Raw genomic sequence first — 23,969 nt, forward strand, 5'->3', positions numbered from 1 at the left:
AGCGCCGCAACTCTCTTTTAGGTTTTGTCTTTTTTCCTACAGCAATTTGCTTTCAACGCCGCCACAAATAAGAATATAAAACCCATTGCAGGACTTAGCCCTGCGACCCTTCTTGTGGAAGGTTTGATCGAACACTGCTGTAAAACTATATAGGTGAGATCTTTGTGGACGAAACATATAGCTTTCAGACAAACGTTAATTCGGTAATTTAACGATTTAATAGGATCATGGGTGGTCGGGCACTAAAACCAATGAACCTTAACGCCAAAAGGCTTGCAGTATAAGTGCGAGATCTCAAATGGGTTCTATAAACGTATTGAAAATAAATGGTGCACATATACAATGAATAAAAAAGCTCCCCTTTCGGGGAGCTTTTTTATTGGTTTAGACCATCGATAGGAATTAACCGTTGATAGCAGGAGCAGCCATAGCTACAGGAGCTACATCAACAGCAGCCAAATCGAGAGGGAAGTTGTGAGCATTGCGCTCGTGCATTACTTCCATACCCAAGTTTGCGCGGTTGATTACGTCAGCCCAAGATGGTACGACACGACCTTGGCTATCAGAAATCGATTGGTTGAAGTTGAAACCGTTCAAGTTAAATGCCATGGTGCTTACACCCAAAGATGTAAACCAAATGCCGACTACTGGCCATAGAGCCAAGAAGAAGTGCAAGGAACGGCTGTTGTTGAAAGATGCGTATTGGAAGATCAAGCGACCGAAGTAGCCGTGGGCTGCAACGATGTTGTAGGTTTCTTCTTCTTGTCCGAATTTGTAACCAGCATTTTGGCTTTCGTTTTCGGTTGTTTCACGAATCAAGCTGGAAGTTACGAGTGAACCGTGCATGGCACTGAACAATGAACCACCGAACACACCTGCTACTCCCAACATGTGGAAAGGATGCATCAAGATATTGTGTTCTGCTTGGAATACGATCATGAAGTTGAAAGTACCAGAGATACCCAAAGGCATACCGTCAGAGAATGAACCTTGTCCGATTGGGTAGATCAAGAATACTGCGGTTGCTGCTGCAACGGGTGCAGAATAAGCAACTGCGATCCAAGGACGCATACCGAGGCGGTAGGAAAGTTCCCATTCACGTCCCATGTAGCAGAATATGCCGATGAGGAAGTGGAATACTACCAATTGGTAAGGGCCACCGTTATATAGCCATTCGTCAAGGCTGTCTGCTTCCCAAATGGGGTAAAAGTGCAAGCCAATCGCGTTCGAGGAAGGAACAACTGCGCCAGAGATCATGTTGTTACCGAAGAACAAGCTGCCTGCAACTGGTTCGCGGATTCCGTCAATGTCAACTGGAGGAGCGCCTACGAAGGCGATTACGAAACAAATTGTGGCTGATAGTAAGCAAGGGATCATGATTACGCCGAACCAACCCACATAGAGGCGGTTTTCGGTGCTAGTGATCCAGTTGCAGAACTGATCCCACAGTGAAGCGCTTTCGCGTCTTTGTACTGCTGTTGTCATAATTGCAAATAATCCTTTTGGGAATGAATTAAGATGAAAAAATTTATATGTAAGCTTTCGCTTATGTAAATAGATTAGTGGAAGTATTGAGTAATGTAAATACTTAAATCTTAAATCTATCTATAGATAAATGCGAGCGCTGACAAGCCCTAAGTGGTTAGAAATGCCCGATCATCTTAACTTCGGTTTCCAGTACCACACCATAGCGATCGCTGATTACAGTTTTAATGTGTTGGATGAGACTGCAAATATCACTAGCTTTTGCATGACCCAGATTGACGATGAAGTTGGCATGTAGCTCTGAGACTTGAGCATTGCCGATTTGATAGCCCTTCAAGCCTGCGTCTTGAATTAGTTTTGCAGCAAATTGAGGCAAAGGATTACGAAAAACACTGCCGCAGTTGGGCAAGTGATAGGGCTGTGTAGTATGTCTTACTTTAAGTTTTGCCTCAGTATCCGCAGCGATCGCTTCTGGATTGCCCCCAGTCTGAAACTTAAAAGTTGCACCTGTAACTAGGTTTGATGATTCTTGAAGAGACGAGGTTCGATAGCTGAAATTCAGGTCTTGAGGATAGATTAGATGAGTTTGGCCAGCTAGGGTTACAGTCTGCACTGAAGCAACACAATCAGCCGCACAGCCACCCTGTGCTCCAGCATTCATTACAACCAATCCACCTACAGTCCCTGGAATACCAACCGCCCATTCAAAGCCAGACCAACCATGGCTAGCGATTTGCATTGCTAAACGAGCCACAGGTTCGCCTGCGGCGGCGGTGACTTGTCCAGATTGTTCGTCAAACTCAATGCTACGTAGATGTCTTGTGCAAATAACTAAACCTGCTAAGCCTTGATCACTGATTAAGAGATTGCTACCTGCACCAATGATTGTGATTGGTAAATAGCGATCTCTTGCCCATGCAAGACTTTCGCCTAGCTCTGTGGATGAGCGAGGCGAAATGAAGTACTCAGCCAAACCACCAACTCGCATCGAAGTTAGCCCTGCAAGAGACACATTTGAGCGAATTGGGTTTTGGATTTGAAGATCGAGTGACATTGGATTAATTAATTCAATCAAGAAGAAATTTTTTTGTGGCAAGGCGAAGCATTGCCACAAAAAAATTGTTAAGTGGTTAATTCTTGGATGGTTGGTGCGATCGCCTGATTGAGATTGCCCGCACCGAGAAATACAGCTAGATCCCCAGACTGCAAATTTTTCACTAAGAATGATTGGACATCTTTGAGGGTTGGCAAATAATGCACTTGATCTTGTACCGAGGCGATCGCTTCAGAAACTTGCAAGCCTGTAATCTTGCCATCATTGAGTTCACTGGCTGCGTAGATATCGGTGACAATCACCATGTCGGCATCGGTAAAGGAATGACTAAATTCTGATAAGAATCTATGGGTGCGACTGTAGCGGTGTGGCTGAAAAATCGCGACTACACGACTAGTCGTATTTTGTTGTCTTGCCGAAGCAAGGGTCGCGATAATTTCGCTAGGATGATGGGCATAGTCATCAACAAAAGTAATCCCGTTCTGCACGCCTTTAATCTCAAAGCGGCGGCTAGCACCAACAAAATCAGGTAAAGCATCGGCGATCGCTTGCCACTCAACACCAACATAACGTGCTACTGCGATCGCAGCAAGAACATTGCTGAGATTATGTTTACCTAGCAAGCCTACTGAAATTCGACCTAAAGTTTTGCCACGTTCGATGACTAACGCTTGTGTATCTGAAGGAGTGTAATTCACTTCCGACACCATATAGTCTGCGGTCGGTTCGTTCAAACTATAGGTAATATCAGAGTGAATAAACTCCTTCACTGTTGGACAATCAATGCAGCCAACTACAATTTCACAACGTTTTGCAAAAGTCTGGAAGATTTCAACTACCTGTTCAAGGTTGTGATAGTGATCAGGGTGGTCTAGCTCAATATTGGTAATAATGCCAATATGCGATAAGAATTTCACTAAAGTGCCATCGGACTCATCGGCTTCAGCAACTAGATATTTGCCTTGCCCCAAACGCGCATTTCCCTGCCAAGCGCTTACTTCACCGCCAATGATAATACTGGGGTCGAGTCCTGCTTTGAGCAATAAAAAGCCGACTAAGCTACTAGTTGTTGTTTTGCCGTGAGTACCAGCAACCGAGATCGCCTGAAATTGTTCGATCAATGCTGCTAATAAATCCGAACGATGCAAAATTGGTAAGCCGTTTGCCAGAGCTACCTGAAACTCAGGGTTTTGTTGATTGATAGCTGTAGAACATACAACCTGAGGTGCATTTTCTAGATTGATGTTGTCTGCATGATGCCCTTGAAAAATATTTACACCCAGAGTCTGTAGTTTTTGAGTGATGGGATTTCTACTAAGATCCGAGCCAGATACCGTAAATCCTTGCTTAGCTAAAATATAGGCGATCGCAGACATCCCGATCCCGCCAATACCCACAAAATGAAACGGTCTACCGCTGAAATCAACTGGATTCAGCATTTATACTTCTTACCTACCAAATAACGAGCCTAATAATAACAGATCAAAAGGTGACGCAAAGCAACACCTTTTGATTTAAACCATCAAAGATTCTAAGCCTTCAGGGTTGAGTATGCACAGCACATCGCGATCGGGAATACGCTGAATTAAATTTTTACGTTCTAATTTGCCCAATACACGAGTGACTGTCTCTCTTGCTAACCCACTTAGACTACTAAGCTCACGATGGGGTAAATTAGGAATTTCTAGACCACCACTGACTTTTGTCCCTTGTCCTTCGGCTAGAAAAAGCAGGACATCGGCAACACGAGAAGTACTATCAGCCTCCCGTAAGCGTAAACGTCGATTAACTTGACGTAAGCGCTTTGCCATTAGTCTTGCCAAATGGATACCTGCGATTGGCTCTGTTTCAAGCAGATGGACAAAATCTGAAGCTGGGAGACTACCTATAGTTGTCGGCGTAAGTGTAATTACGTCGGTCGATCTGGGTACTTGATCAAGTGGAGCCATTTCTCCAAACATCTCGCCAAAGCCTAGGATATTTAGGGTGATTTCTTTGCCATCGAGGTTATAGGTGCGAATTTTTGCCCAGCCTTCCAAGATGAAGTAAACTGAGTTGCCCCAATCATTTTCTAACAAAATCACTTGATCGGCTGGATGGCTGCGCGTGACCATATGGGCTGTTGCCCTAATTACGGCTTCATCAGGTAACCCCACAAAAAATGGGGCAGACATAATTTTTTGCTGAAGATCAGTTCCATCCCGCATAGTGGCTGCTCGTATTTCTTAAAGATTTTGTTGTAAGTAATCACTCTATCCGAGTTTGTGGCGATAGGTATTACCATCAGCACAATGACTTAGTTATTTTAGAACCCAAACCTACAGCGATTTACAATTTAAGAAACCCCAAAATTGGTTTTGATGAAAGTCCGCCATCGGCGGACTTTCATCAAAACCAATTTTTATAATGAGAATTGCAATGTTTAGCTGGCTTAATTTGCATTTCCAAGTAATTTATGTAGCCTTGATGCCAAAGATTTAATAATTCCGTTGGGATAAGAGTCTTCGTTAGGAACGATCGAGGCTTCAATATCAGCTACAACGTCTGGAGGCAAATCTAAAATTCTGACTAGCCTTTGATAAGCTGCGGCTTCATCAAGATTGATCATTGGTTCATCTGGACTGCGTCGACTAGCTTGGATCACTTGATAGCCAAGTCTGAGAGTCATTTTGCGATCTTCAACACTTTTGATGTTTGGGACAACTTCTTCAAGAGGAATATTTTGCCCTAGGTAATCTTTAAGACGAGTTTTTAGATCGCTACGCTCTTTTTCAGTTTTGGCGAATAACATTGCAAATTCATCAAGCATCAGCCGAATTTCATCAGGCTCAAGCTTGCCATCAGCCCAAGCCATTGCTGCTACTGCACGAAGCATATCCATCTGACGAGGACTAATCGGAGGGGGGAGTTCTTGATGTGTCATAGATTTACCCTTAGCCAAGTTTATTTGCCAAATATGCACAAATCATAGGCTAGATTCCGTGAAAATATTCCTTACTTTATTAATGTTTATAGCTTACTTAGCTTTTGCTTAAGTAGATCGACATTTACAGCGCTTAAGTCAATTTGAATTTCTAAGCGTTGGGTTTCGTCACGAAATAGTAATACAGCATCACCATTGGGTTGGATCACGCTACCAAACTGCGGATCGGTAACTTGAATCTTTTGGTAGATGATCTTAGGAAGGGTAATGCGGATTTGATAGCTTCGCCCTGACGATGGAAGAATGTCTAGCTGTTGGTTAAATAGATTGAGTTGGAGATATCCGACTGAGATATTGCGTTCGTCTGGGCTATTGGGCTTATACCAATAGAGAGTTATGCCACGTAGGCTTGGTGTTTGAATCGCAAAAGTTTCGTCGAGAGCCTGTTTGTTCCAGTCGATCTCATTGCGATCGCTATTCTCGGTTAAGGGGCGTTGTTGCCAGATGATTTCTTGCCCCGCTAGGGATGTCCACCATTGGGAGATACAGGCAAGATTGGCTTCAGCATCAGGTTCGGTGCTGCCAAGTGTCCAAGTAATGGTTGAGTCCATTATTTTTTAGTACTTGTTAGATTTACTTGTAAATTCTTTATAGCTTACTGCTTTTGAATACACTCGGAAAGTTCAGTTAGCTTATACTTGCTGAGACAATAAGTACCACGGCATAATTAAAAAAACAGAGCCAAGATGTGTACCGCCCGCGCAGCGGGCGGTACACATCTTGGGGTTTTATATTTAATTGTGCCAATCATATTCAGATACGTTTGAGGAGATCTAAGATAAATGTTTGGAATTGGCTGGCCAGAGGTAATTGTGATTTCGCTTGTGGGTGTGGCAATTTTTGGGGCAAAGCGAATCCCTGAAATTGGTCGAAGTGTGGGACAGGCGTTACGTGGGTTTCAAGATGAAGTAAAGAGCAATGGTGAGATTCCTGATGAATCAGGATCTCAAGATAAAAACTAGTAATTTTCAGCGCATACGGCGCTGAAAATTACTAGTTCTTGTACTGTCTAAGCATCTCAACATGAGATGAACCTTGAGCTATTAGTTGAATTAAGCGTTCTTCAGGTAAATCAACTAGAAGTTCTTCGTCTTTGTCTGGAGCTAGTTCAAAATTTGGGGATTGTTTATAAGACGATCGCATTGGTACTGAGAGATTAATCTTGAGATGGTTTGGCGGGATGTTAAGCAGTTTACTTGCCCACTCGATCGCCACTACGCCGAGAGGAAAATCTCTACCGCGCCAATATTCTTCTAAATGTAAGCTGGGGACTTGAGATGGCTCTAGGCGATAAAGATCGATGTGATAAAGTGGCAAGCGACCTTCAGTGTATTCATCAATTAGCGTAAATGTTGGACTAGTAATTGTGGTGCTAATGCCGAGTGCGCTGCCAAAGGCTTGCATAAATGTGGTTTTGCCACTACCAAGATTGCCTTCGAGCAGAATAATTGTGCCTGCGGTGACAAGCTCAGCAAGTTGAGTCGCGATCGCTTGAGTAACACCAAGATTATCGGCATAAATCTCAATATTTACAGTCTCAGTCATAATTCGGGTAAACTTTTGTAGGTACTTGTACAAAATAAATTACCCAAATTTGTAAGGTTGCGCCCCGCAGGGGCGCAACCTTACAAATTTGGGTTTGCATTAATTTCGTAACCTTGTTTTGTTTTTATATTATTGAGCTAATTTCGGCAAAGTTTTTTATGGATACGGATATTCTTCAGTCACTCGCTCATCTTGATCAAAGTGGTAATGCTCAGATGGTGGATGTGACTCATAAACCGCAAACGGTGAGACGGGCGATCGCTGTTTGCGAGATATCTATGAAAACAACAACATTGGATGCCATCCAAGCGGGAAATGTGCCAAAGGGAGATGTATTAGGGACAGCAAGACTAGCAGGGATTATGGCAGCGAAACAAACAGCTAACTTGATCCCCATGTGTCATCCGCTTAATCTCACTAGTGTCGATGTCAAGATTTTGCTAGACGAAAATATCCCTGGCTATCAAATTGAGGCGGAGGTCAAAACCAAATCTGAAACTGGCGTGGAAATGGAAGCCATGACCGCTGCCACGATCGCGGCTTTAACCCTTTACGACATGGCAAAGTCCCTCGAAAAGACGATGATCATCTCGAATACAAGGCTGATCCACAAGAGTGGTGGAAAGTCAGGTGATTTTAATGCACCTAAAGGCGAGTATTGCGATATTTAAGATATAGATGCCGCGAAAATCACAGCATCTATTCTTAAGATACTTTGTGTCCTGCGATCGCTATTAGTTCGCGAATTTTGGCTTCAGGTAATTGGCTTTCGATATCCAAAGACTTAGTTGTTACGTCGCCAGTAACTGCTGCCGATGCATCGACAGATTGGATTGCTTTGGCAATAGTTTCAATACAACTAGCACAACCGATAGAAGGAACTGAGAGTGTTAAATTCATAAATAATTAATGTGAATACATAGCGATCTAAATTATTATTGAGCTTTATGGCTCAATAATAGCTTCGACATTTGATAAAGGATTTGGCGATTATGCAAAATATCCTAGATCATATTCAATGCGGAATTTTTGTTTTGACGGTTGAAGCAAATACGCAAGTAGCAGATCTAATTGAAAATGATCAAGAATTTATGCTGCGATTTGCGATCGCAAATCTTGCGTTTGTACATCTTGTTTTTGGGGAACGTAGCAGCGATCAAACAGTTGATCTAGTTGGCTTACAGCCAAAAGAATGTTTACCCTTAGAATTTGCTCAGTTATTGAATAAGCATGTCAGTCAATGCTTGCAAACTCAACAACTTGTTGAGTTTGAAGAAACACTTGATTTGGCAACAAATCGGATACTATCGATTTCGCTATCCCTAAAGACTGATAGTAACGATCATTCACAACAGATAGTTGGTACTTGCCAAGATGTCACTAACCGATCGCTATCAAAATCCCAATTTAAAGATTTTAATCAAAAAAAATTCAGTCATTTAGTTAGTGAAGTTTCTGATGCTTTTGTGGTGGTTGATCATGAAGGTGTGGTGCGTTATGTGAATCAATCAGCCGAAAACCTATTTGGGTGCAAATCCGAAGAGATTGTCGGTGAAACCTTTGGGCTTCCCGTGGTAGTGGGGGAAAGCACAGATATTGATATTCTCAATCGCCGAGGTAGTACCACCTCGGCAGAAATGCGCGTATCTGAAACAATCGACGAAGATCGTAGAGTTTATGTGGTTGCTTCATTGCGAGATATCTCAGAACGTAAGCGGGTGGAAGAGTCTCTCCAATTGCGTGAACGAGCGATCGCTGCAAGTTCTAATGGGATTGTGATTACCGATGCTACTCAGCCAAATAATCCGATGATTTATGTTAATCCTAGTTTCGAGCGGATTACAGGTTACAGTGCTGCGGAAGTGCTTGGTCGTGACTGTCGATTTTTGCAAGGCGGCGATCGCAATCAGATTGGGCTTTGGGAGTTACGCAAAGCAATTCAAGAAAAACGAGAATGTCATGCAGTGCTGCTCAACTATCGCAAAGATGGCACGCCATTTTGGAATGATTTGTACGTTGCACCAGTCTTTAATGATCATGGCGAACTTACTAACTATATTGGTATTCAAACCGACATTACCGACCAAGTAAAATCAAATCAACGATTGCTCAAAAGTGAAGAGCGCTTGCGTACTGTTTTGACATCGATCAAAGAAGGAATTACTTTTAGTGATGATTCTGGCTATTTTTCGATTTTCAATGCTGGAATGGAAAGTCTTACAGGGTATACGTTAGCGGAAGCCAATGCTAGTCAAGATTTTGCAAACTTTCTATATCCAGATCGATCTGAACATGACAAGGCTTTGCAAAGATTGCAACAGCTACATGAAACTGGTCAAGCGATGACTGTCGAGACCCGCCTTTGTCATCGTGATGGCACATTTAAAGATGTCTTAGTTTCTACAAGACTAATAGCATACAAAGGTAAACGGATGTATTTAAGTAGTTATTATGACATTACCGAGCGTAAAAAAGTCGAGACCCAACTGCGTTATCAAAATGAAAGAGAACGTTTGTTAAATGCAATTTTACTTAAAATTCAATGTGAACTCAATCTCAATCAAATACTAGCAATTACTGTTAAAGAGGCTCAAGAACTATTACGTATTGATCGAGTGGTTATTTATCAGTTTCAACAAGATTGGAGTGGTACATTTGTTGTAGAAGCTGTTAATAATCCTGTGTTGTCAATTCTTGGGAAAACAATTGATGATGCATGTTTTAATCAGGATTATGTACAAAAATATCAAGACAGAGCCATATCTAGTATCAATGATGTTGAACTTGCAGATTTAAGCCCTTGCCATAAAGATCTTTTACAATGTTTTCAAGTAAAGGCTAATATTGTAGTCGCTATTTCTTTTGGAGATACGTTATGGGGATTATTAATTGCCCATCAATGTATTGAACCGCGACAGTGGGAAGAATTTGAGATCGATCTGCTGAAACAATTGGCTAATCATGTGGCGATCGCTATTCAACAAGTAAAATTATTTGAACGAGTTCAAGAGCTTAATAAAAATCTAGAGCGTCAAGTTGCCGATCGCACCCAGCAACTAGAGCAAAGCCTCAGCCAACTAGAAAGAGCCTTGCTCAGAGAGAAAGAACTCAACGAGCTAAAATCACAATTTATTTCCAGAGCTTCCCATGAATTTCGTACGCCACTAGCAACAATCCAGACAGCAAGCGATCTGCTGCGAAACTATGGACATAAAATGTCAGACGAGAAAAAACTAGAGAGAATTGATAAAATCCAACGTGAAGTTAAAGGAATGACTAATTTGTTGGAAGAAGTATTAATCATTGGCAAAACTGAATCTGGTAGATTTGATTTACAGCCAGAAAAAATTAATCTCGAAGATTTCTGTCTAGAAATTATCGAACAAACTAAGTTAATAGGCAATGGCAAGCATCAAGTTATATTCAAAAATATTAATGCCCCTGCAAAGATATCAATAGATACTAAATTCTTTAGGCAAATTATTTCTAATTTATTATCAAATGCCATTAAATATTCTCCAAATACTAGTGAGGTTTATTTTGCGATTTCGCTAACTAGCGATCGCATCCCACAAATTTTATTAGAGTTTAAAGATCAGGGAATTGGCATTCCTTTAATTGATCAAGAAAAGATTTTTGATCATTTTTATCGCGCTCAAAATGTTGGTATGATCGTAGGGACTGGATTGGGGATGGCAATTATCAAGAATTCAGTGGACATCCTTGGTGGCACAATTCAACTTACTAGTGTTGAAAATAAAGGCACAACTGTAAAGGTGAAACTTCCTTACGCCCTTACCAGTGAATAATTAGTGGTGCGCGGCGTAGCCGCGCACCACTAATTATTCACTTTATAACGGAACAAACTAAATTATGACAACGATTCTAGTCATCGAAGATGTAGAAGCGCTACGCGAAGAGATCATGGAGACGCTTTCATACGAAGGGTTTGATGTACTGGGCGCTGAGAATGGAGTCGTTGGTGTCCAAATAGCTAAAACCTATTTACCGAATTTGATTATTTGCGACATAGCCATGCCAGAACTGGATGGCTTCGGAACTCTAATTGCACTACGTCAAGAACCCAAAACATCAATGATCCCGTTTATATTTTTGACGGCAATGACGGAAAAAGCGGATATGCGTCAAGCCATGCAACTAGGTGCAGATGACTATCTGACTAAGCCATTTACCTCTGCGGAATTATTGGGTGCGATCGCCTCGCGGCTGCAAAAGTACAACTCAGTTAAAGATCATTACTATGATGAGATTAAAGCTGTAGGTGAAAGATTTGAATATTTATCTCATCATGATGAGTTGACGCAATTACCAAATCGAATCCTTTTTCATGAATCATTAACCCAAGCTGTATTACACGCCAAGATTAATAACAAATCTCTAGCTTTGTTATTTCTGGATATGGACAATTTCAATATCATTAACAACACTCTTGGTAATGATATTGGCGATCAATTGTTTATCGCGATCGCCGAGCGACTAAAGCGCTACACAGCACCATGCGATATGGTGGCTCGCATCCAAGGTGATGAATTTGCATTGTTCATTTCTGGTATCACAGATACGCTCAGCATCAAACTTGAAACCCAGAAAATTTTAGATTTGTTAAGTCGTCCTTATCATCTATATGGGCATGAGGTTTTCATTACTAGTAGTATTGGCATCACCATTTTTCCTGAAGATCATCAAGAGGTGGAAGGATTAATCAAAAATGCTGAATTAGCAATGTATTATGCCAAAACCCATAATAGGAATAGCTATAAGCTCTATAGCCCCGATCTGAATGTCCAATCTTCAGAATATATGGCGTTAGCAAACAGCCTCCACCGCGCCATCGATCGCAATGAGATTCGGGTTTTTTATCAGCCTTTAGTCAATCTTAAATCAGGTAAAATAGTCGGGGCTGAAGCGCTTGCCAGATGGCAACATCCTGACTTAGGGCTGATTATGCCGAGCAAATTTATCCCCGTTGCTGAACAAACAGGACTAATCCTGCGTTTGAGTGAGGTAATTCTATATTCGGTCTGTGACCAAATGCGATCGTGGCGAGAGTCTGGCATAAATTATGGATTTATTGCCGTCAATCTATCTGGTCAGCATTTTCGTCCAGACACTAATCTGATTGAATTTGTTAGAAAGATTTTACAAGAAACTAATACAGAGCCAGACCATTTAGAACTCGAACTTACTGAAGGTATCATTATGCAAAATGCCGAATATACGATTCAGGTGCTATCACAATTGCAGGAAATAGGCGTAAAAGTAGCGATCGATGATTTTGGTACAGGCTATTCGTCTTTAAGCTACCTTAAGCATTTCCCAGTCAATATACTTAAGATCGATCGCTGTTTTATCCAAGACATTACGACCGATCGCCATGATGCGACGATCTCCCTAGCTATCATCGATCTTGCCCATAGTTTGTCATTGAAAGTTATTGCTGAAGGTGTTGAGACTGCTGAGCAGATGCAATTTTTAAAAGAGCATGGCTGCGATCAGTTTCAAGGCTATTTATTTAGTCCCCCATTACCTGCTCAAGAATTTGAACAAATGTTGATTGATGATACTCCCTTCCCACCGAAAGAATAGACGTTGTAAAGTGAAGAATTAGTGGTGCGAGGCTTCGCCTCGCACCACTAATTCTTCACTGGGAAAGGAGTAAATGCTCATAAAAGAGAAAATAGCCCTACTCAGCCTCTTCTCTTTTCTGGGTTGCGCTAGTCATTGCTATAAAATCTTATCAAGTCCTTATAAACCATACTTCATGAGTAAATCTAAACGCGCCTTAATCACAGGTATCACAGGTCAAGATGGATCTTATCTATCGGAACTACTACTAGCAAAAGGGTATGAAGTGCATGGCATCATTCGACGCACTTCGACCATCAATACCGATCGCCTAGATCATATGTATCAAGATCCGCACCTGCCAGAGACCAAGTTATTTCTGCACTACGGCGATTTGACCGATGGCACTACTTTAGGACGTATTTTAGAAGCAGTTCGACCTCATGAAGTGTTTAATCTTGGCGCTCAGTCTCATGTGCGCGTTAGTTTTGACTCACCAGAATATACAGTTGACGCAGTGGGCATGGGAACATTGCGACTGTTAGAAGCATTGCGAGATTACCATCAACGCAACGATCGCGAAATTCGTTTCTATCAAGCAGGCTCATCGGAGATGTATGGATTGGTTCAAGCAGTACCCCAAAATGAAGATACGCCCTTTTATCCGCGAAGTCCCTATGCTTGTGCCAAAGTCTATGCCCATTGGCAAACGATTAATTACCGTGAGTCCTATGGACTATTTGCTTGTAATGGCATTTTATTTAACCATGAGTCACCGCGCCGAGGCGAAACCTTTGTCACAAGGAAAATCACCAGAGCGATCGCCCGCATTGTTGCTAATCAGCAGAAAAAACTGTACTTAGGAAATCTGGATTCCAAAAGAGACTGGGGCTATGCCAAAGACTATGTTGAGGCTATGTGGTTAATGTTGCAGCAGGAAAAGCCTGATGATTATGTGATTTCCACAGGTGAAACCCATTCAGTAAGAGAATTTCTGGAAGCAGCTTTTGCTTACGTTAATCTCAAATGGGACGACTATGTAGAGATCGATCCGCGTTATTTCCGTCCTGCTGAAGTTGATTTGTTATTGGGCGACTGTTCTAAGGCTAAACAAAAGCTGGGTTGGGAGCCGAAAGTTACCTTCAAGGCTTTGGTGGAGCTAATGGTGGATGCAGATTTAGAAGCATTGGGCTTACCTAATCCTAAAGGCACACATTCTCAAGATATTGCCACATTGCGAAATACTGGACAGGCTTCGACTTGGTAACTTAAAAGCCATGCAAAGCATGGCTTTTAAGTTGCCAGTTTGGATTTTAGATTGCTTGGACTTTTATTGAGGAGTTTTATGTTGGAAAATCGTTCAAAATTACAATTCAAAGATCAAAAGATTCTTGTGACTGGGGGGGCAGGCTTTTTAGGTAAGCAAGTAATTGCGCAACTAATCGCCGCAGGAGCTAGCCCAGATTTAATCACCGTCCCTAGATCAAAAGAGCATGATTTGCGATCGCTTGATATCTGTGAAAAAGTTGTACAGGGGCAGGATTTGATTATCCATCTTGCCGCTCATGTTGGTGGTATTGGACTTAATCGCGAAAAACCAGCCGAACTTTTTTATGACAACCTGATGATGGGTGTGCAATTAATTCATGCCGCCTATCAGGCAAATGTTCAAAAATTTGTCTGTGTTGGCACAATTTGTGCGTATCCTAACTTTACGCCTGTACCATTTAAAGAAACCGATCTGTGGAATGGTTATCCTGAGGTTACTAATGCTCCCTATGGTGTTGCTAAAAAAGCTTTACTAGTGCAGCTACAGTCTTATCGTCAGCAATATGGTTTTAATGGCATTTACCTACTGCCTGTTAATCTCTATGGGCCAGAAGATAACTTCGATCCTCGTAGCTCCCATGTAATTCCTGCGCTAATCCGTAAAGTTTATGAAGCTCAGCAAAGCGGCGATCGCACTATTTCTGTATGGGGAGATGGTACTCCGACCAGAGAGTTTTTATATTCCGAAGATGCTGCGAGGGGAATAGTTATGGCATCCGAGGCTTATAACGAGTCTGAGCCAATAAATATTGGTACTGGCTTGGAAATTTCCATCAAAGATTTGATCCATTTAATTTGTGAATTAATGGGATATGATGGCGAAATTGTCTGGGAAACTGACAAGCCTAATGGGCAGCCGCGCCGTTGCCTTGATGTAGAAAGGGCTAAGCAAGCCTTTGGTTTCACAGCACAGGTGGATTTTCGCGAAGGTTTAAATAAGACGATCGCTTGGTATCGTCAACAAGCGAAATAAAAGCAGAGTTTCCGGACGAAGTGCGGAAACTCTGCTTTTGTGATTGTGGTGCGGTAAAGCCGCGCTACAAAAAATTGGTTCTTAAGTTTCACACTCGAACTTATCGCAATTTTAGCAAAATATCATTAACTACTTCTGGCACTTCATCCTGTGGGCAATGTCCCGCGTTCGGAATATCAATAAATTCCTTGACACAGGTAAACTTTGTAAAAGACTTGCGTCCCAATTCGATTGGCTCCCAAGGATCGTGATCGCCCCACAACACGATCGCATCACATGGCAAAATCGCTAAGAGATCCTCTGGTCTTGGTCCCTGAGAGTAGCGAACAAAAGCCATAAATACATCTACTGCATTCGGATTTTGGGCGGGCTTAATTAATATGTCAACTAATTCATCGGTCACAGCTTCTTTATGAAAATAAGCTTGCGAAAGAATTTGCTTGACCGATCGCGGATTTCGTACTTGATCAAAAAATAGTTTTGCGATCGCGCGATTACCCAAAATATTTTGGACAGTCTTTACGCCAACACGCTTCAACCAAGGCATATTCAATTGATTTTGCTCTTGTAATAATCGCAATGAACAATTAATTAATACTGTTTTTGTGATCAACTCAGGCGCATATATCGCCGCCTGCATTGCTACCACAGCACCGATCGAATTGCCAACTAATATGGCGCGATCGCCTACCACCTCGCGCACAAAATCAGCAACCTGTTGCCCCCAAGTCTCAAACGTATAAGCAAGTTCACTGGGTTTAGGTTGCGCCGAAGAACCGAAACCAATTAAATCGATCGCATAAACTCTAAACTCTTGGGCAAGAACAGGGACATTCTTGCGCCAATGCCCCACCGAAGCCCCAAAGCCATGGATCAGAACAATTGCAGGCTTATCTAGATTTTTATCTAATCCTTCAGCGCAATAGCCAATCTCATAATCGCTCCATGTCCAGAAGCGATCGGCAAACTTACGATATTCAAAAACCATTGAGATAACTTAATTTTAGAACTCAAAGATAAGAAGATGCACATAATTAATTACATACCCAAACCCTTAAAGTTCCGCCCCGCGGGGCGGAACTTTAAGGGTTTGGGTAATTTATTTTGCACAAGGACTTAGATCGTACGAAGAGCCAAATATCTGTCGCAAAGGTAAACTTATATTAAGCAAGTAGAACTAGCTAATTTCGCCTATCCTATCATTGACAAGAGGTTAGCCTCTCGTAATTATATTTAGCTTATTTAGCCCCGAACTCATTGTATGTTTGGGAATAGGTATTTTTATAACTTTTCGATAATATTTTGGAGATTTAAACGTGGCTCTTCCTTTATTAAATTACGCTCCAGCATCGCAAAATTCTCGCGTTGCTGGCTTTACAGTAGGTAGTGACAACACACCTCGCATTTATAACACTGCAAACTTACTCTCTAGTGGTGATCTAGGCGAACTGATTGAAGCTGCCTATCGTCAAATTTTCTTCCATGCTTTTACCTCTGATCGCGAAGTTGCTCTAGAATCGCAATTGCGTTCTGGCAATATATCAGTCAGACAATTTGTGCGTGGACTAGTACTCTCTAACACCTATAGAAGCAGTTTTTATGACAAAAACAGCAACTATCGCTTTGTAGAACAAACTGTGCAGCGCGTCCTGGGTCGTGATGTTTATAGCGAAAAAGAAAAAATTGCTTGGTCGATCGTAGTTGCGACTAAAGGCATTGAAGGTTTCATTGATGCGCTGCTCAACAGCGATGAATATCTTGAAGCATTCGGCGATGACATCCTTCCTTACCAACGTCGTCGTGTCCTACCTAGCCAAAGAATTGGCGAAGTGCCTTTCAACCTCAAGTCTCCTCGCTATGATGCTTACCATCGCGCAAAGTTGGGCTTCCCTCAACTCATTTGGCAAAATACTGTCCGCAGCTATGCAGCTACCGACAGAACACCAAAAACTGGCGATCCAGCTTTGTTCTTGAATATGGCTCGCGGCATTAGTGCAGCTCCTGTTAACTCAACCCCAGTATCTGCGCAAAACCTCGATTACGAACGTCTAGTTCCTCGTCGCTAAATCGCAACTCAAAGAGCAAGGTACAAAAAACGTTGCTCTTTAAAACTCAGAAAACAAAGGGGGCGCAATGCGCCCCCTTTGTTTTGACTACAAATTACTATAAAATTTGTGTCACAGCTAACTAACGTTTGTTCGTCCCTCTTACAGCGCTTTGCGCTCAAACCCGAACCAAGAATTTTTTTAAAGTGTTACGAAGCAACACTTTAAAAAAAATTCTTGTGGTTCGTTTGATCGGGAATTGCTGTAAGTCTTGCCATTTTTTAGGTTGTTTATTTTTCACTAATGGATATTCATCAATTTCTCGAACTCTTTGTCGGTCGCTGGCGATCGCAACGCAGCGATCACCAATTTAGTAAGGGAAATGGTAGTGATGCTCGTGCTGTGATTGAGATTACCGCTTTAAATCTGGACGATCCAGATTTGGTTGCAATTTGCCAAAAGCATGATATTCATCCTCATACCGCGATCCATCCGATCAAGATGTCGTGGGAGGAAGAATCTCTAAGCAGTAATAAGCCCAAGGGTCACGCTCTAATCGTACCTGTGCCTAATAATCTGAATTCACCACAGAAAGGTTTGATTTTGACCAAACAAGGTAAAGGTATTTATGAACTTGGTGCAGACGAAGCTCTGACAATTCAGACGATTACTGCACAAAATGTGATTGAAGAGCGGATTTGGTATGGAAATCCTAACTTAAGATTTCGAGTAGCAACTTTGTTACGAGGAAATATAGTTAGCGATCGCCATGTCCAATCGTCCAAATTTTATTCGGAAATTCGCAGTATTCCCCAAAAGTCATAAAAAAGAGACGACGCGTCGCGTCGTCTCTTTTTTACGGTAAGAAATGTGATATTAAAGTCCATACTTCTAAGCCGATAAAACCTGCTAAAAAGATAAAAATCGCAATATTTAAACCAGCTTTAATTTTTTCCATATTATTTTGGGTATTAGGCTCTGTAAATAGATTAAGATGGGCGGCGCTAAGCGCCGCCCATCTTAATCTATTTAAGAGTGTCATATTTTGATGAATTAGGTGCTTAAATAAACCAAATAATTTTGACTAGAAAAATCATCACTTTATCTAGTTGAGTTAAACTTAACCGTTATTACATTCAAGTGTGAGGATGTACTGCTGTGAATTGGGTCAAAAGGTTTATTATTCTCGGATCTGTAGCGATCTCATCTTTGATGATTGCTCAATCTGCCTCGGCACGCTTTGTGATTTTTGTTGCAGGTAATGATGCAGCAACGTTACAAAGGGTTCGCAATGTCTCTCCAACTGCTTTTGCAACAAAGATCAACGATCAACCTGTAATTCAAGCAGGTACATTTAACTCTGAGACTAGCGCTGATAGTTTAGCGATCTCTCTGCAACAGTCTGGACTGTCAGCCCAAAAATATTTTCGAGCTTCGGGCGGCAAGGAAACTAATGTCCAAGTTCCTTTCTCAGAAGCGACCACCTCTTCAGTAAATTCTTCAGTGGTCGCTTTACCTAACCCGCAACAGGTTGTCATTCAATCAAGCCAAACTCCTCAACCAGTTAGCTTTCAGGTAGATTCTCAGCCTCAGGTTTTTAGCTCAGCGCCTCAACAAGCGATCTCCTATAACCAGAACCAATATCAGCAGATCACCACAAATACTGTCGTTCCTCAGGTACAAACTCAGCAGGTACTCGTACCACGTTGGCAACAGGTACTCGTACCAGAAACACGGCAAGTTGTTACCCAGACAGTTGTACCTCAAACTCAAATAGTCCAAACTGGCTATACACAGCAAGCAACAGGTTATGTGCAGCCAGCAACTACTACTTATGTCCAACCAGTACAAGCGACAGGCTACACACAAACAACAGGTTATGTGCAACCGCAGACAGGGTTTATACCTACAACATCAACAACATTAGCCCCAACAACCTTCGACAACTCGACAGCCACTAGCTTCGCATTGCCGCCTCAGTCAACCAATACTGCTTACAGCTCTAGCTCATATACCAATACTGCAACTAACGAGCCACAGTTACCACAAGCCACGCAGAATTCTAATTTTCGCTATGTTGCTGCCATACCAGCAGCTGCAAGCAATCAGTTTTTGCTGTCACGAGTGCGTCAATATGTTCCTAATGCCTTTTTGACAAACTCTGGACGTGGTACTTATATTCATGCAGGTGCTTATCAAAGTCGCGATTCAGCTGAAGCTGTATCTCGCTATTTGCGATCGCAAGGCGTTGACTCACGAGTTCTTTACTTCTAAATATGCCTGTGAATAGCACTTCAGATATTCCCCCTAACCCCACCGCAAAATCAGTTCGGCGACCCAAGTGGCTAGAGCCTTTAGCTTTGCTGTTCCCAAGTGGCTTTTGGCTGATCTCATTTTTGATTGTTCCAACAGTTTTTATTTTAATTCAGAGCCTTGTCCCCCTTGGGAAAACTGAGTTTGGGCTAGACAACTACCAGAGAGTATTTGAGTACGTTGGTGGTAACTTTATCTATCTAGTTGTCGTGTGGCGATCGCTGCTTTATGCAGTTATCACTACAGGATTTTGTTTGATCTTGGGCTTTCCTGTAGCCTACTGGCTAGCCGTGATTGCTCCCAAGCGTTGGCGCAATATTTTGCTGCTTCTATTTGTCTTGCCTCTATGGACTTCATCACTATTGAGATCCTATGCATGGATTACAATTTTGCGACCGACTGGGGTTCTAAACACTTTTCTTAATTTCATTGGACTATCAGGGATCAATGTATTGAATAAAGCTGAGGGCGTGATCATCGGCATGATTTACACTTATTTGCCCTATATGGTTTTAGTTCTATATACTTCGCTAGAACGCCTTGATCTGCGTCTACTTGAGGCAGCAGCCGATCTTGGCGCTAATGCTAAACAAACTTTTTGGCAGGTTACGGTTCCGCAAGTTTCCTCAGGGATTATCGCGGGAGCCTCACTAGTATCGATCAGTAGTTTTAGCGATTACATCAACCCACAACTATTAGGTGGCCCTGGTAGCCGTACGATCGCATCAATTATTGAGTTGCAATTTTTGGGCGCAAGTAGCAACCGAGGTTTTGGCTCGGCGCTAAGTATGGTGCTCATTTTGGCAGTAACAATTGTGATTGCTTTGCTAATTAAATATGGCGATCGCAGGGTGGTAAGTGATGGCTAATCAAATCAATGTGCCAACTGTTAAGCGCTGGCAAACTTGGTATACGGTGCTTGCATTCTTTTACATGTACTTACCGATCGCCGTTCTGACACTTTTTAGCTTCAACAGATCACCATCCCCATCAAAATGGACTGGGTTCACTTGGGAGTGGTATGCCAAGTTTCTCCAGAACCCAATCCTACTAGCAGCTCTAAAAAACAGTCTCAGTGTTGCCCTAACGGCGGTATCAGTCTCCGCTATATTAGGCACGCTCACAGCAGTCGGATTAGCTCGATATTATTTTCCTGGCAAGAGCTTATATCGTGGCGCTACCTATTTACCTTTGATCGTCCCTGACATTGCGATCGCTGTGGCAACCCTCGTATTTTTTGCGGCAATTAAACTGCCTCTTAGCCTTGTCACGATTGTGATTGCCCATATCGTTTTTTGCTTAGCTTATGTAGCCGTAGTTGTTTCTAGTCGTCTTGCCACGATCGATCCCCAACTCGAAGAAGCTGCGCTTGATCTGGGTGCTACGCCTGTTCAAGCTTTTTTGCGCGTATTGTTGCCACAGCTTTTACCCGGGATTTTGTCAGGCTGTCTTCTCGCATTCATTCTCAGTATGGATGACTTTGTAATTGCGTACTTTACCGCAGGCGTTGGCTCAACCACGTTACCGATCGCCATTTTCTCGTCACTGCGAAGTGGCGGCGTTACCCCCGAATTAAATGCTCTCAGTGTTTTGCTAATTATTGGTTCCGCCTCTATGGCTGCGATCGCAGAAGCAATCAGAAGTTGGGGTAATCATGATTAGGACTAGATAGAAATGGCAAATAATTAATTTCAATCAAGCTTAAATAGCATCTAGATTTGTCCGTTGAAATTGACATCAAAAATTTGGAAATTGTGATATTTTTTTGAAAAGCTTTATCAAAAATTAATTGGTTTTGCAAACATAGGTTAAAAACGTGTGGTATATTACATCTGGCAAAGCTAAGCAAAGCTACAGAATGACTCCCCATGAGTGAGAAGCCTTTAAAGCTGCGAATCTCAATTCCACCCGTTGAGGGAATCGAGGACATTCCCATCGCAGCAGTCGAAGTACTCGCTACAAAAATGGGGTTTGATCCTGATGCTGTGCAAGATATCGTACAAGCTCTTACGGAAGCTTTAGTTAATGCGGTTCTTTACAGTACATCTGATCTTGACGTAGAAGTTGTAGTTTTCGCGGCACATAACAGCCTAATTGTAGAAGTCCATGATCGTGGATCAGGTTTTGATATCGATAGTGTACCGCCGCCTGATTTTGATTTGATATCCGAGATTGGTGTCAAAAATGGAGGTTTTGGTATACATATGATCAAAGCACTGGTTGATAAGGTCGAGATCGAATCTACCAATCAAGGTACAACAGTCCGTATGAGTAAGTTCCTGTCTATCCCCAAACCCATTCTCCAATCATGACTCATTCCTCATTTTTACAAGATGAACTCAAGATCGTCGAACAGATTGATGGCGATCAAGTTATTCTCAAACTGAATGGTGCTTTGAGTGTAACCACGGTTCCATATTTCAGACAAGCCGTGCAACCATTTATTGACCGCAAATTATCAGCGATCGTGTTGGATTTTGAAGGAGTGACCAAAATCGTCAGTAGAGGCGTAGGTGCAGCAATTGATATGGCAGTGCAAGCCAAGAAGCAAGGTGGTAAGTTACGCCTAGAGAATGTCGGCAAATATGGTCGTTCTTTATATATTCAAGGTGTACATTTAGTAGCCGAAGTGCCTGAACTAGAAGGTTTTGAACCATAAAAACCAATAGACAAAAAACGGCGCTTCGCGCCGTTTTTTGTCTATTGGTTTTTTGTTTTGGGAAATAGAAATGAAAATCCTTAGCCGCAAATCGTTAGGTGTCCAAGCTGTCTTCGACATTGGCTTAGAGCGCGATCATAATTTTTTATTAGATAAAGGCTATATAGCTTCAAATTGCTTTAATAAGTCCCATAGCGTCGCCTATGGATATGTAACTTATCAAACAGCATATCTTAAAGCGAATTATCCCGTTGAATATATGGCGGCTCTTTTGACTTCGGTCAGTGGTGACCAAGATAAGGTACAGCGATATATTGCAAACTGCCGCAGTATGGGTATCCCTGTTGTTCCACCTGATGTAAATAGCTCAGGTGAAGACTTTACGCCCCGTGGACATCAAATTCTATTTGGCTTAGCCGCGATTAAGAATCTTGGTGCAGGACCGATCTCTGCAATTCTACAGGCACGTCAAGAGGGGGCTTTTATATCATTGGCGGATTTATGTAGTCGTCTTGATTCGCGATCGCTAAACAAAAAAGCATTAGAAGCATTAATTCAAACTGGCGCATTAGATTTACTAGAGCCAAATCGCCATCAGTTAATGAATGATCTTGAGATCACGATGGAATGGGCTTCGCGACGCGCTAAGGAGCATGCATCAGGGCAAGGTAATATCTTCGATTTCTTTGGTGAAAGTAGTAATACAAAAACTTTTGATACTGCCCCAACTACATCCCGCGTTCAAGACTACTCTTCTCAAGACAAACTTCGCCTAGAAAAAGAACTGTTAGGTTTTTATATTTCCGATCATCCGCTTAGTGTGGTCAGTCGTTCAGCAAAATTAATGGCTCCGATTAATCTCTGTGATATCCCCGAATCTTTAGAGACAAAGGTAGTAACCGCGATCGCGCTAATTCTGGAAATTAAAGAAGTCGTCACGAAAAAAGGCGATCGCATGGCAATTTTGCAGCTCGAAGATTTAACAGGCAGTACTGAAGCCGTTGTTTTCCCAAAAACCTTTGATAAGGTTAAGCATCTAATGGAAAAGGACAAACGCCTAATGGTATGGGGAAAAATTGATCGCCGCGACGAGCAAACGCAATTAATTATTGATGATATGCAGCCGATTGAGTCAGTGCGAATGGTACGGGTCGAACTCACTCGCGAGCAAGCAAGAGATCGGCAGGTTTTGGAACAACTCAAAAAAGCTTTAAATCCTAACCCCAGTTATAGCAGCAATACCAATAATGGCAACTCTAGCTATGGCAAATCCAATTATGGTAGAAATGAACCTGATACTTCTAATAAAATCCCTGTAATTGCGGCGATTGAGTATATGCCGAAGTTAGTTCGCTTAGGCAATCAGTTCTGGGTGCAAGATGAAGAAACTGCCGTTAAAGCTTTACTGCAAGCAGGATTCAAAGCAACTTACGACGCGCTAGTTACTTAAAAGAAGAGAGAGTCGCAAAAAGCCTCTCTTCTTTTATATTTATATTCCTAATTGCCGCCTGGCTTCAAATAAGCCAAGAGCCGCACTCACCGATAGATTAAGACTACGAACTTTAGGGTGTTCCATAGGAATCTGGACAGATGGATTGTTGGCAATGATCTCTTCGGGCAATCCGCTTGATTCACTGCCAAATAGGAGCCAGTCACCATCTTGGTATTGAAATTCTCGGAAGCTTTGTGAACCACGCGCACTAAAGCAAATCCATCGTCCTCCTTTTGAGACTTCGCGCAAAGATTCAATATTGGGATGTACAGTTACGTTCACATATTCCCAATAGTCTATACCTGCGCGTTTAAGTTGGCGATCGCTAATTTCAAAGCCTAAAGGCTCTACCAGATGCAAATGTGTGTTCGTTGCCGCACAGGTACGAGCGATGTTGCCAGTATTAGGTGGGATTTCAGGATAGATGAGAGCGACTTGTAGCATTGACTATGGATATATTTAAAGACTGCGTTGTTAGCACAGTCTTTAAATATAAAAGAATTGC

At 42.1% G+C, this 23,969-nt stretch carries 25 protein-coding genes; 14 read left to right on the forward strand and 11 right to left on the reverse strand.

All coding sequences use genetic code 11. The features are described from left to right. Nucleotides 1-402: 402 nt before the first annotated feature. The 6 genes from psbA to APA_RS23180 all read right to left on the reverse strand — a co-directional run bounded on the left by psbA (nucleotide 403) and on the right by APA_RS23180 (nucleotide 6,073). Nucleotides 403-1,485 carry a photosystem II q(b) protein gene (gene psbA, locus APA_RS23155; protein WP_201323543.1) on the reverse strand — a complete coding sequence of 361 codons (1,083 nt, stop codon included), beginning with the start codon at nucleotides 1,483-1,485 and terminating at the stop codon, nucleotides 403-405. Between the two features lie 157 nt (nucleotides 1,486-1,642). Beyond that, nucleotides 1,643-2,539 (reverse strand): UDP-N-acetylmuramate dehydrogenase, encoded by an 897-nt coding sequence (murB, locus tag APA_RS23160; protein WP_201324586.1) that lies wholly within the window; start codon nucleotides 2,537-2,539, stop codon nucleotides 1,643-1,645. 68 nt (nucleotides 2,540-2,607) lie between these two features. Further along, nucleotides 2,608-3,978, reverse strand: coding sequence for a UDP-N-acetylmuramate--L-alanine ligase (murC, locus tag APA_RS23165; RefSeq protein ID WP_201324587.1), 1,371 nt, complete (start codon nucleotides 3,976-3,978; stop codon nucleotides 2,608-2,610). Between the two features lie 75 nt (nucleotides 3,979-4,053). Next, nucleotides 4,054-4,713 (reverse strand): Crp/Fnr family transcriptional regulator, encoded by a 660-nt coding sequence (locus APA_RS23170; protein WP_236580002.1) that lies wholly within the window; start codon nucleotides 4,711-4,713, stop codon nucleotides 4,054-4,056. A gap of 257 nt (nucleotides 4,714-4,970) precedes the next feature. Next, nucleotides 4,971-5,462 (reverse strand): TerB family tellurite resistance protein, encoded by a 492-nt coding sequence (locus tag APA_RS23175; protein WP_201324588.1) that lies wholly within the window; start codon nucleotides 5,460-5,462, stop codon nucleotides 4,971-4,973. Between the two features lie 86 nt (nucleotides 5,463-5,548). Beyond that, nucleotides 5,549-6,073, reverse strand: coding sequence for a hypothetical protein (locus tag APA_RS23180; protein WP_201324589.1), 525 nt, complete (start codon nucleotides 6,071-6,073; stop codon nucleotides 5,549-5,551). A gap of 231 nt (nucleotides 6,074-6,304) precedes the next feature. Here APA_RS23180 and tatA point away from each other — a divergent pair, with 231 nt between their 5' ends. After that, entirely contained in the window at nucleotides 6,305-6,484 is a 180-nt protein-coding gene (tatA, locus tag APA_RS23185) for a twin-arginine translocase TatA/TatE family subunit (RefSeq protein WP_201324590.1), read from the forward strand. Between the two features lie 31 nt (nucleotides 6,485-6,515). Here tatA and tsaE read toward each other — a convergent pair whose 3' ends face one another. After that, complete coding sequence (tsaE, locus tag APA_RS23190; RefSeq protein ID WP_201324591.1) at nucleotides 6,516-7,067, reverse strand: tRNA (adenosine(37)-N6)-threonylcarbamoyltransferase complex ATPase subunit type 1 TsaE; 552 nt, start codon at nucleotides 7,065-7,067, stop codon at nucleotides 6,516-6,518. A gap of 158 nt (nucleotides 7,068-7,225) precedes the next feature. On the opposite strand from tsaE, the gene moaC reads away from it, so the two are divergent. Then, nucleotides 7,226-7,738, forward strand: a complete 513-nt coding sequence (gene moaC / locus APA_RS23195) for a cyclic pyranopterin monophosphate synthase MoaC (RefSeq protein ID WP_201324592.1) — start codon at nucleotides 7,226-7,228, stop codon at nucleotides 7,736-7,738. Between the two features lie 34 nt (nucleotides 7,739-7,772). Here the strand turns inward: moaC and APA_RS23200 are convergent, their stop codons facing one another. Then, complete coding sequence (locus tag APA_RS23200) at nucleotides 7,773-7,967, reverse strand: heavy-metal-associated domain-containing protein (protein ID WP_201324593.1); 195 nt, start codon at nucleotides 7,965-7,967, stop codon at nucleotides 7,773-7,775. 92 nt (nucleotides 7,968-8,059) lie between these two features. On the opposite strand from APA_RS23200, the gene APA_RS23205 reads away from it, so the two are divergent. The 4 genes from APA_RS23205 (at nucleotide 8,060) to APA_RS23220 (ending at nucleotide 14,955) form a co-directional block, all read left to right on the forward strand. Then, nucleotides 8,060-10,876, forward strand: a complete 2,817-nt coding sequence (locus tag APA_RS23205) for a PAS domain S-box protein (protein ID WP_201324594.1) — start codon at nucleotides 8,060-8,062, stop codon at nucleotides 10,874-10,876. 64 nt (nucleotides 10,877-10,940) lie between these two features. After that, on the forward strand, nucleotides 10,941-12,674 hold the full coding sequence (locus tag APA_RS23210) for an EAL domain-containing protein (protein WP_201324595.1): 1,734 nt from the start codon (nucleotides 10,941-10,943) through the stop codon (nucleotides 12,672-12,674). A 175-nt stretch (nucleotides 12,675-12,849) separates the two neighbouring features. Further along, nucleotides 12,850-13,920: a GDP-mannose 4,6-dehydratase gene (gene gmd / locus APA_RS23215; RefSeq protein WP_201324596.1), complete on the forward strand. Its 1,071-nt coding sequence runs from the start codon at nucleotides 12,850-12,852 to the stop codon at nucleotides 13,918-13,920. A 78-nt stretch (nucleotides 13,921-13,998) separates the two neighbouring features. Continuing rightward, nucleotides 13,999-14,955, forward strand: a complete 957-nt coding sequence (locus APA_RS23220; protein ID WP_201324597.1) for a GDP-L-fucose synthase — start codon at nucleotides 13,999-14,001, stop codon at nucleotides 14,953-14,955. A gap of 100 nt (nucleotides 14,956-15,055) precedes the next feature. On the opposite strand, the gene APA_RS23225 is transcribed toward APA_RS23220, so the two are convergent. Further along, on the reverse strand, nucleotides 15,056-15,943 hold the full coding sequence (locus APA_RS23225; protein WP_201324598.1) for an alpha/beta fold hydrolase: 888 nt from the start codon (nucleotides 15,941-15,943) through the stop codon (nucleotides 15,056-15,058). 328 nt (nucleotides 15,944-16,271) lie between these two features. Between APA_RS23225 and APA_RS23230 the strand changes: the two genes are divergently transcribed. Both APA_RS23230 and APA_RS23235 read left to right on the forward strand, forming a co-directional pair. Next, nucleotides 16,272-17,021: a phycobilisome rod-core linker polypeptide gene (locus APA_RS23230; RefSeq protein WP_201324599.1), complete on the forward strand. Its 750-nt coding sequence runs from the start codon at nucleotides 16,272-16,274 to the stop codon at nucleotides 17,019-17,021. Nucleotides 17,022-17,303: 282 nt separating this feature from the next. Then, nucleotides 17,304-17,825, forward strand: a complete 522-nt coding sequence (locus APA_RS23235) for a phycobiliprotein lyase (RefSeq protein ID WP_201324600.1) — start codon at nucleotides 17,304-17,306, stop codon at nucleotides 17,823-17,825. A 31-nt stretch (nucleotides 17,826-17,856) separates the two neighbouring features. Here APA_RS23235 and APA_RS23240 read toward each other — a convergent pair whose 3' ends face one another. Then, on the reverse strand, nucleotides 17,857-18,042 hold the full coding sequence (locus APA_RS23240) for a hypothetical protein (protein ID WP_201324601.1): 186 nt from the start codon (nucleotides 18,040-18,042) through the stop codon (nucleotides 17,857-17,859). A 116-nt stretch (nucleotides 18,043-18,158) separates the two neighbouring features. Here APA_RS23240 and APA_RS23245 point away from each other — a divergent pair, with 116 nt between their 5' ends. The 6 genes from APA_RS23245 (at nucleotide 18,159) to APA_RS23270 (ending at nucleotide 23,422) form a co-directional block, all read left to right on the forward strand. Further along, nucleotides 18,159-19,274 carry a hypothetical protein gene (locus APA_RS23245; RefSeq protein ID WP_201324602.1) on the forward strand — a complete coding sequence of 372 codons (1,116 nt, stop codon included), beginning with the start codon at nucleotides 18,159-18,161 and terminating at the stop codon, nucleotides 19,272-19,274. 2 nt (nucleotides 19,275-19,276) lie between these two features. Then, nucleotides 19,277-20,182 (forward strand): ABC transporter permease, encoded by a 906-nt coding sequence (locus APA_RS23250; protein ID WP_201324603.1) that lies wholly within the window; start codon nucleotides 19,277-19,279, stop codon nucleotides 20,180-20,182. Next, nucleotides 20,175-20,975, forward strand: a complete 801-nt coding sequence (locus tag APA_RS23255) for an ABC transporter permease (protein WP_201324604.1) — start codon at nucleotides 20,175-20,177, stop codon at nucleotides 20,973-20,975. Before APA_RS23250 ends, APA_RS23255 begins: the two co-directional genes overlap by 8 nt. Nucleotides 20,976-21,181: 206 nt before the next feature. Beyond that, the gene (locus APA_RS23260; RefSeq protein ID WP_201324605.1) at nucleotides 21,182-21,625 is read left to right on the forward strand and encodes an ATP-binding protein; all 444 of its coding nucleotides are present in this window, start codon (nucleotides 21,182-21,184) and stop codon (nucleotides 21,623-21,625) included. After that, a complete protein-coding gene (locus APA_RS23265) occupies nucleotides 21,622-21,972 on the forward strand; it encodes an STAS domain-containing protein (RefSeq protein ID WP_094536281.1) in 351 nt (116 codons plus the stop codon). Before APA_RS23260 ends, APA_RS23265 begins: the two co-directional genes overlap by 4 nt. A gap of 70 nt (nucleotides 21,973-22,042) precedes the next feature. After that, nucleotides 22,043-23,422 (forward strand): OB-fold nucleic acid binding domain-containing protein, encoded by a 1,380-nt coding sequence (locus APA_RS23270; RefSeq protein WP_201324606.1) that lies wholly within the window; start codon nucleotides 22,043-22,045, stop codon nucleotides 23,420-23,422. Nucleotides 23,423-23,461: 39 nt separating this feature from the next. Here the strand turns inward: APA_RS23270 and APA_RS23275 are convergent, their stop codons facing one another. Beyond that, a complete protein-coding gene (locus APA_RS23275) occupies nucleotides 23,462-23,908 on the reverse strand; it encodes a tRNA (cytidine(34)-2'-O)-methyltransferase (protein ID WP_201324607.1) in 447 nt (148 codons plus the stop codon). Between the last annotated feature and the right edge of the window lie 61 nt (nucleotides 23,909-23,969).

Origin of the sequence: Pseudanabaena sp. lw0831, assembly GCF_016584665.1 — a bacterium.
Taxonomy (GTDB): Bacteria; Cyanobacteriota; Cyanobacteriia; order Pseudanabaenales; family Pseudanabaenaceae; genus Pseudanabaena.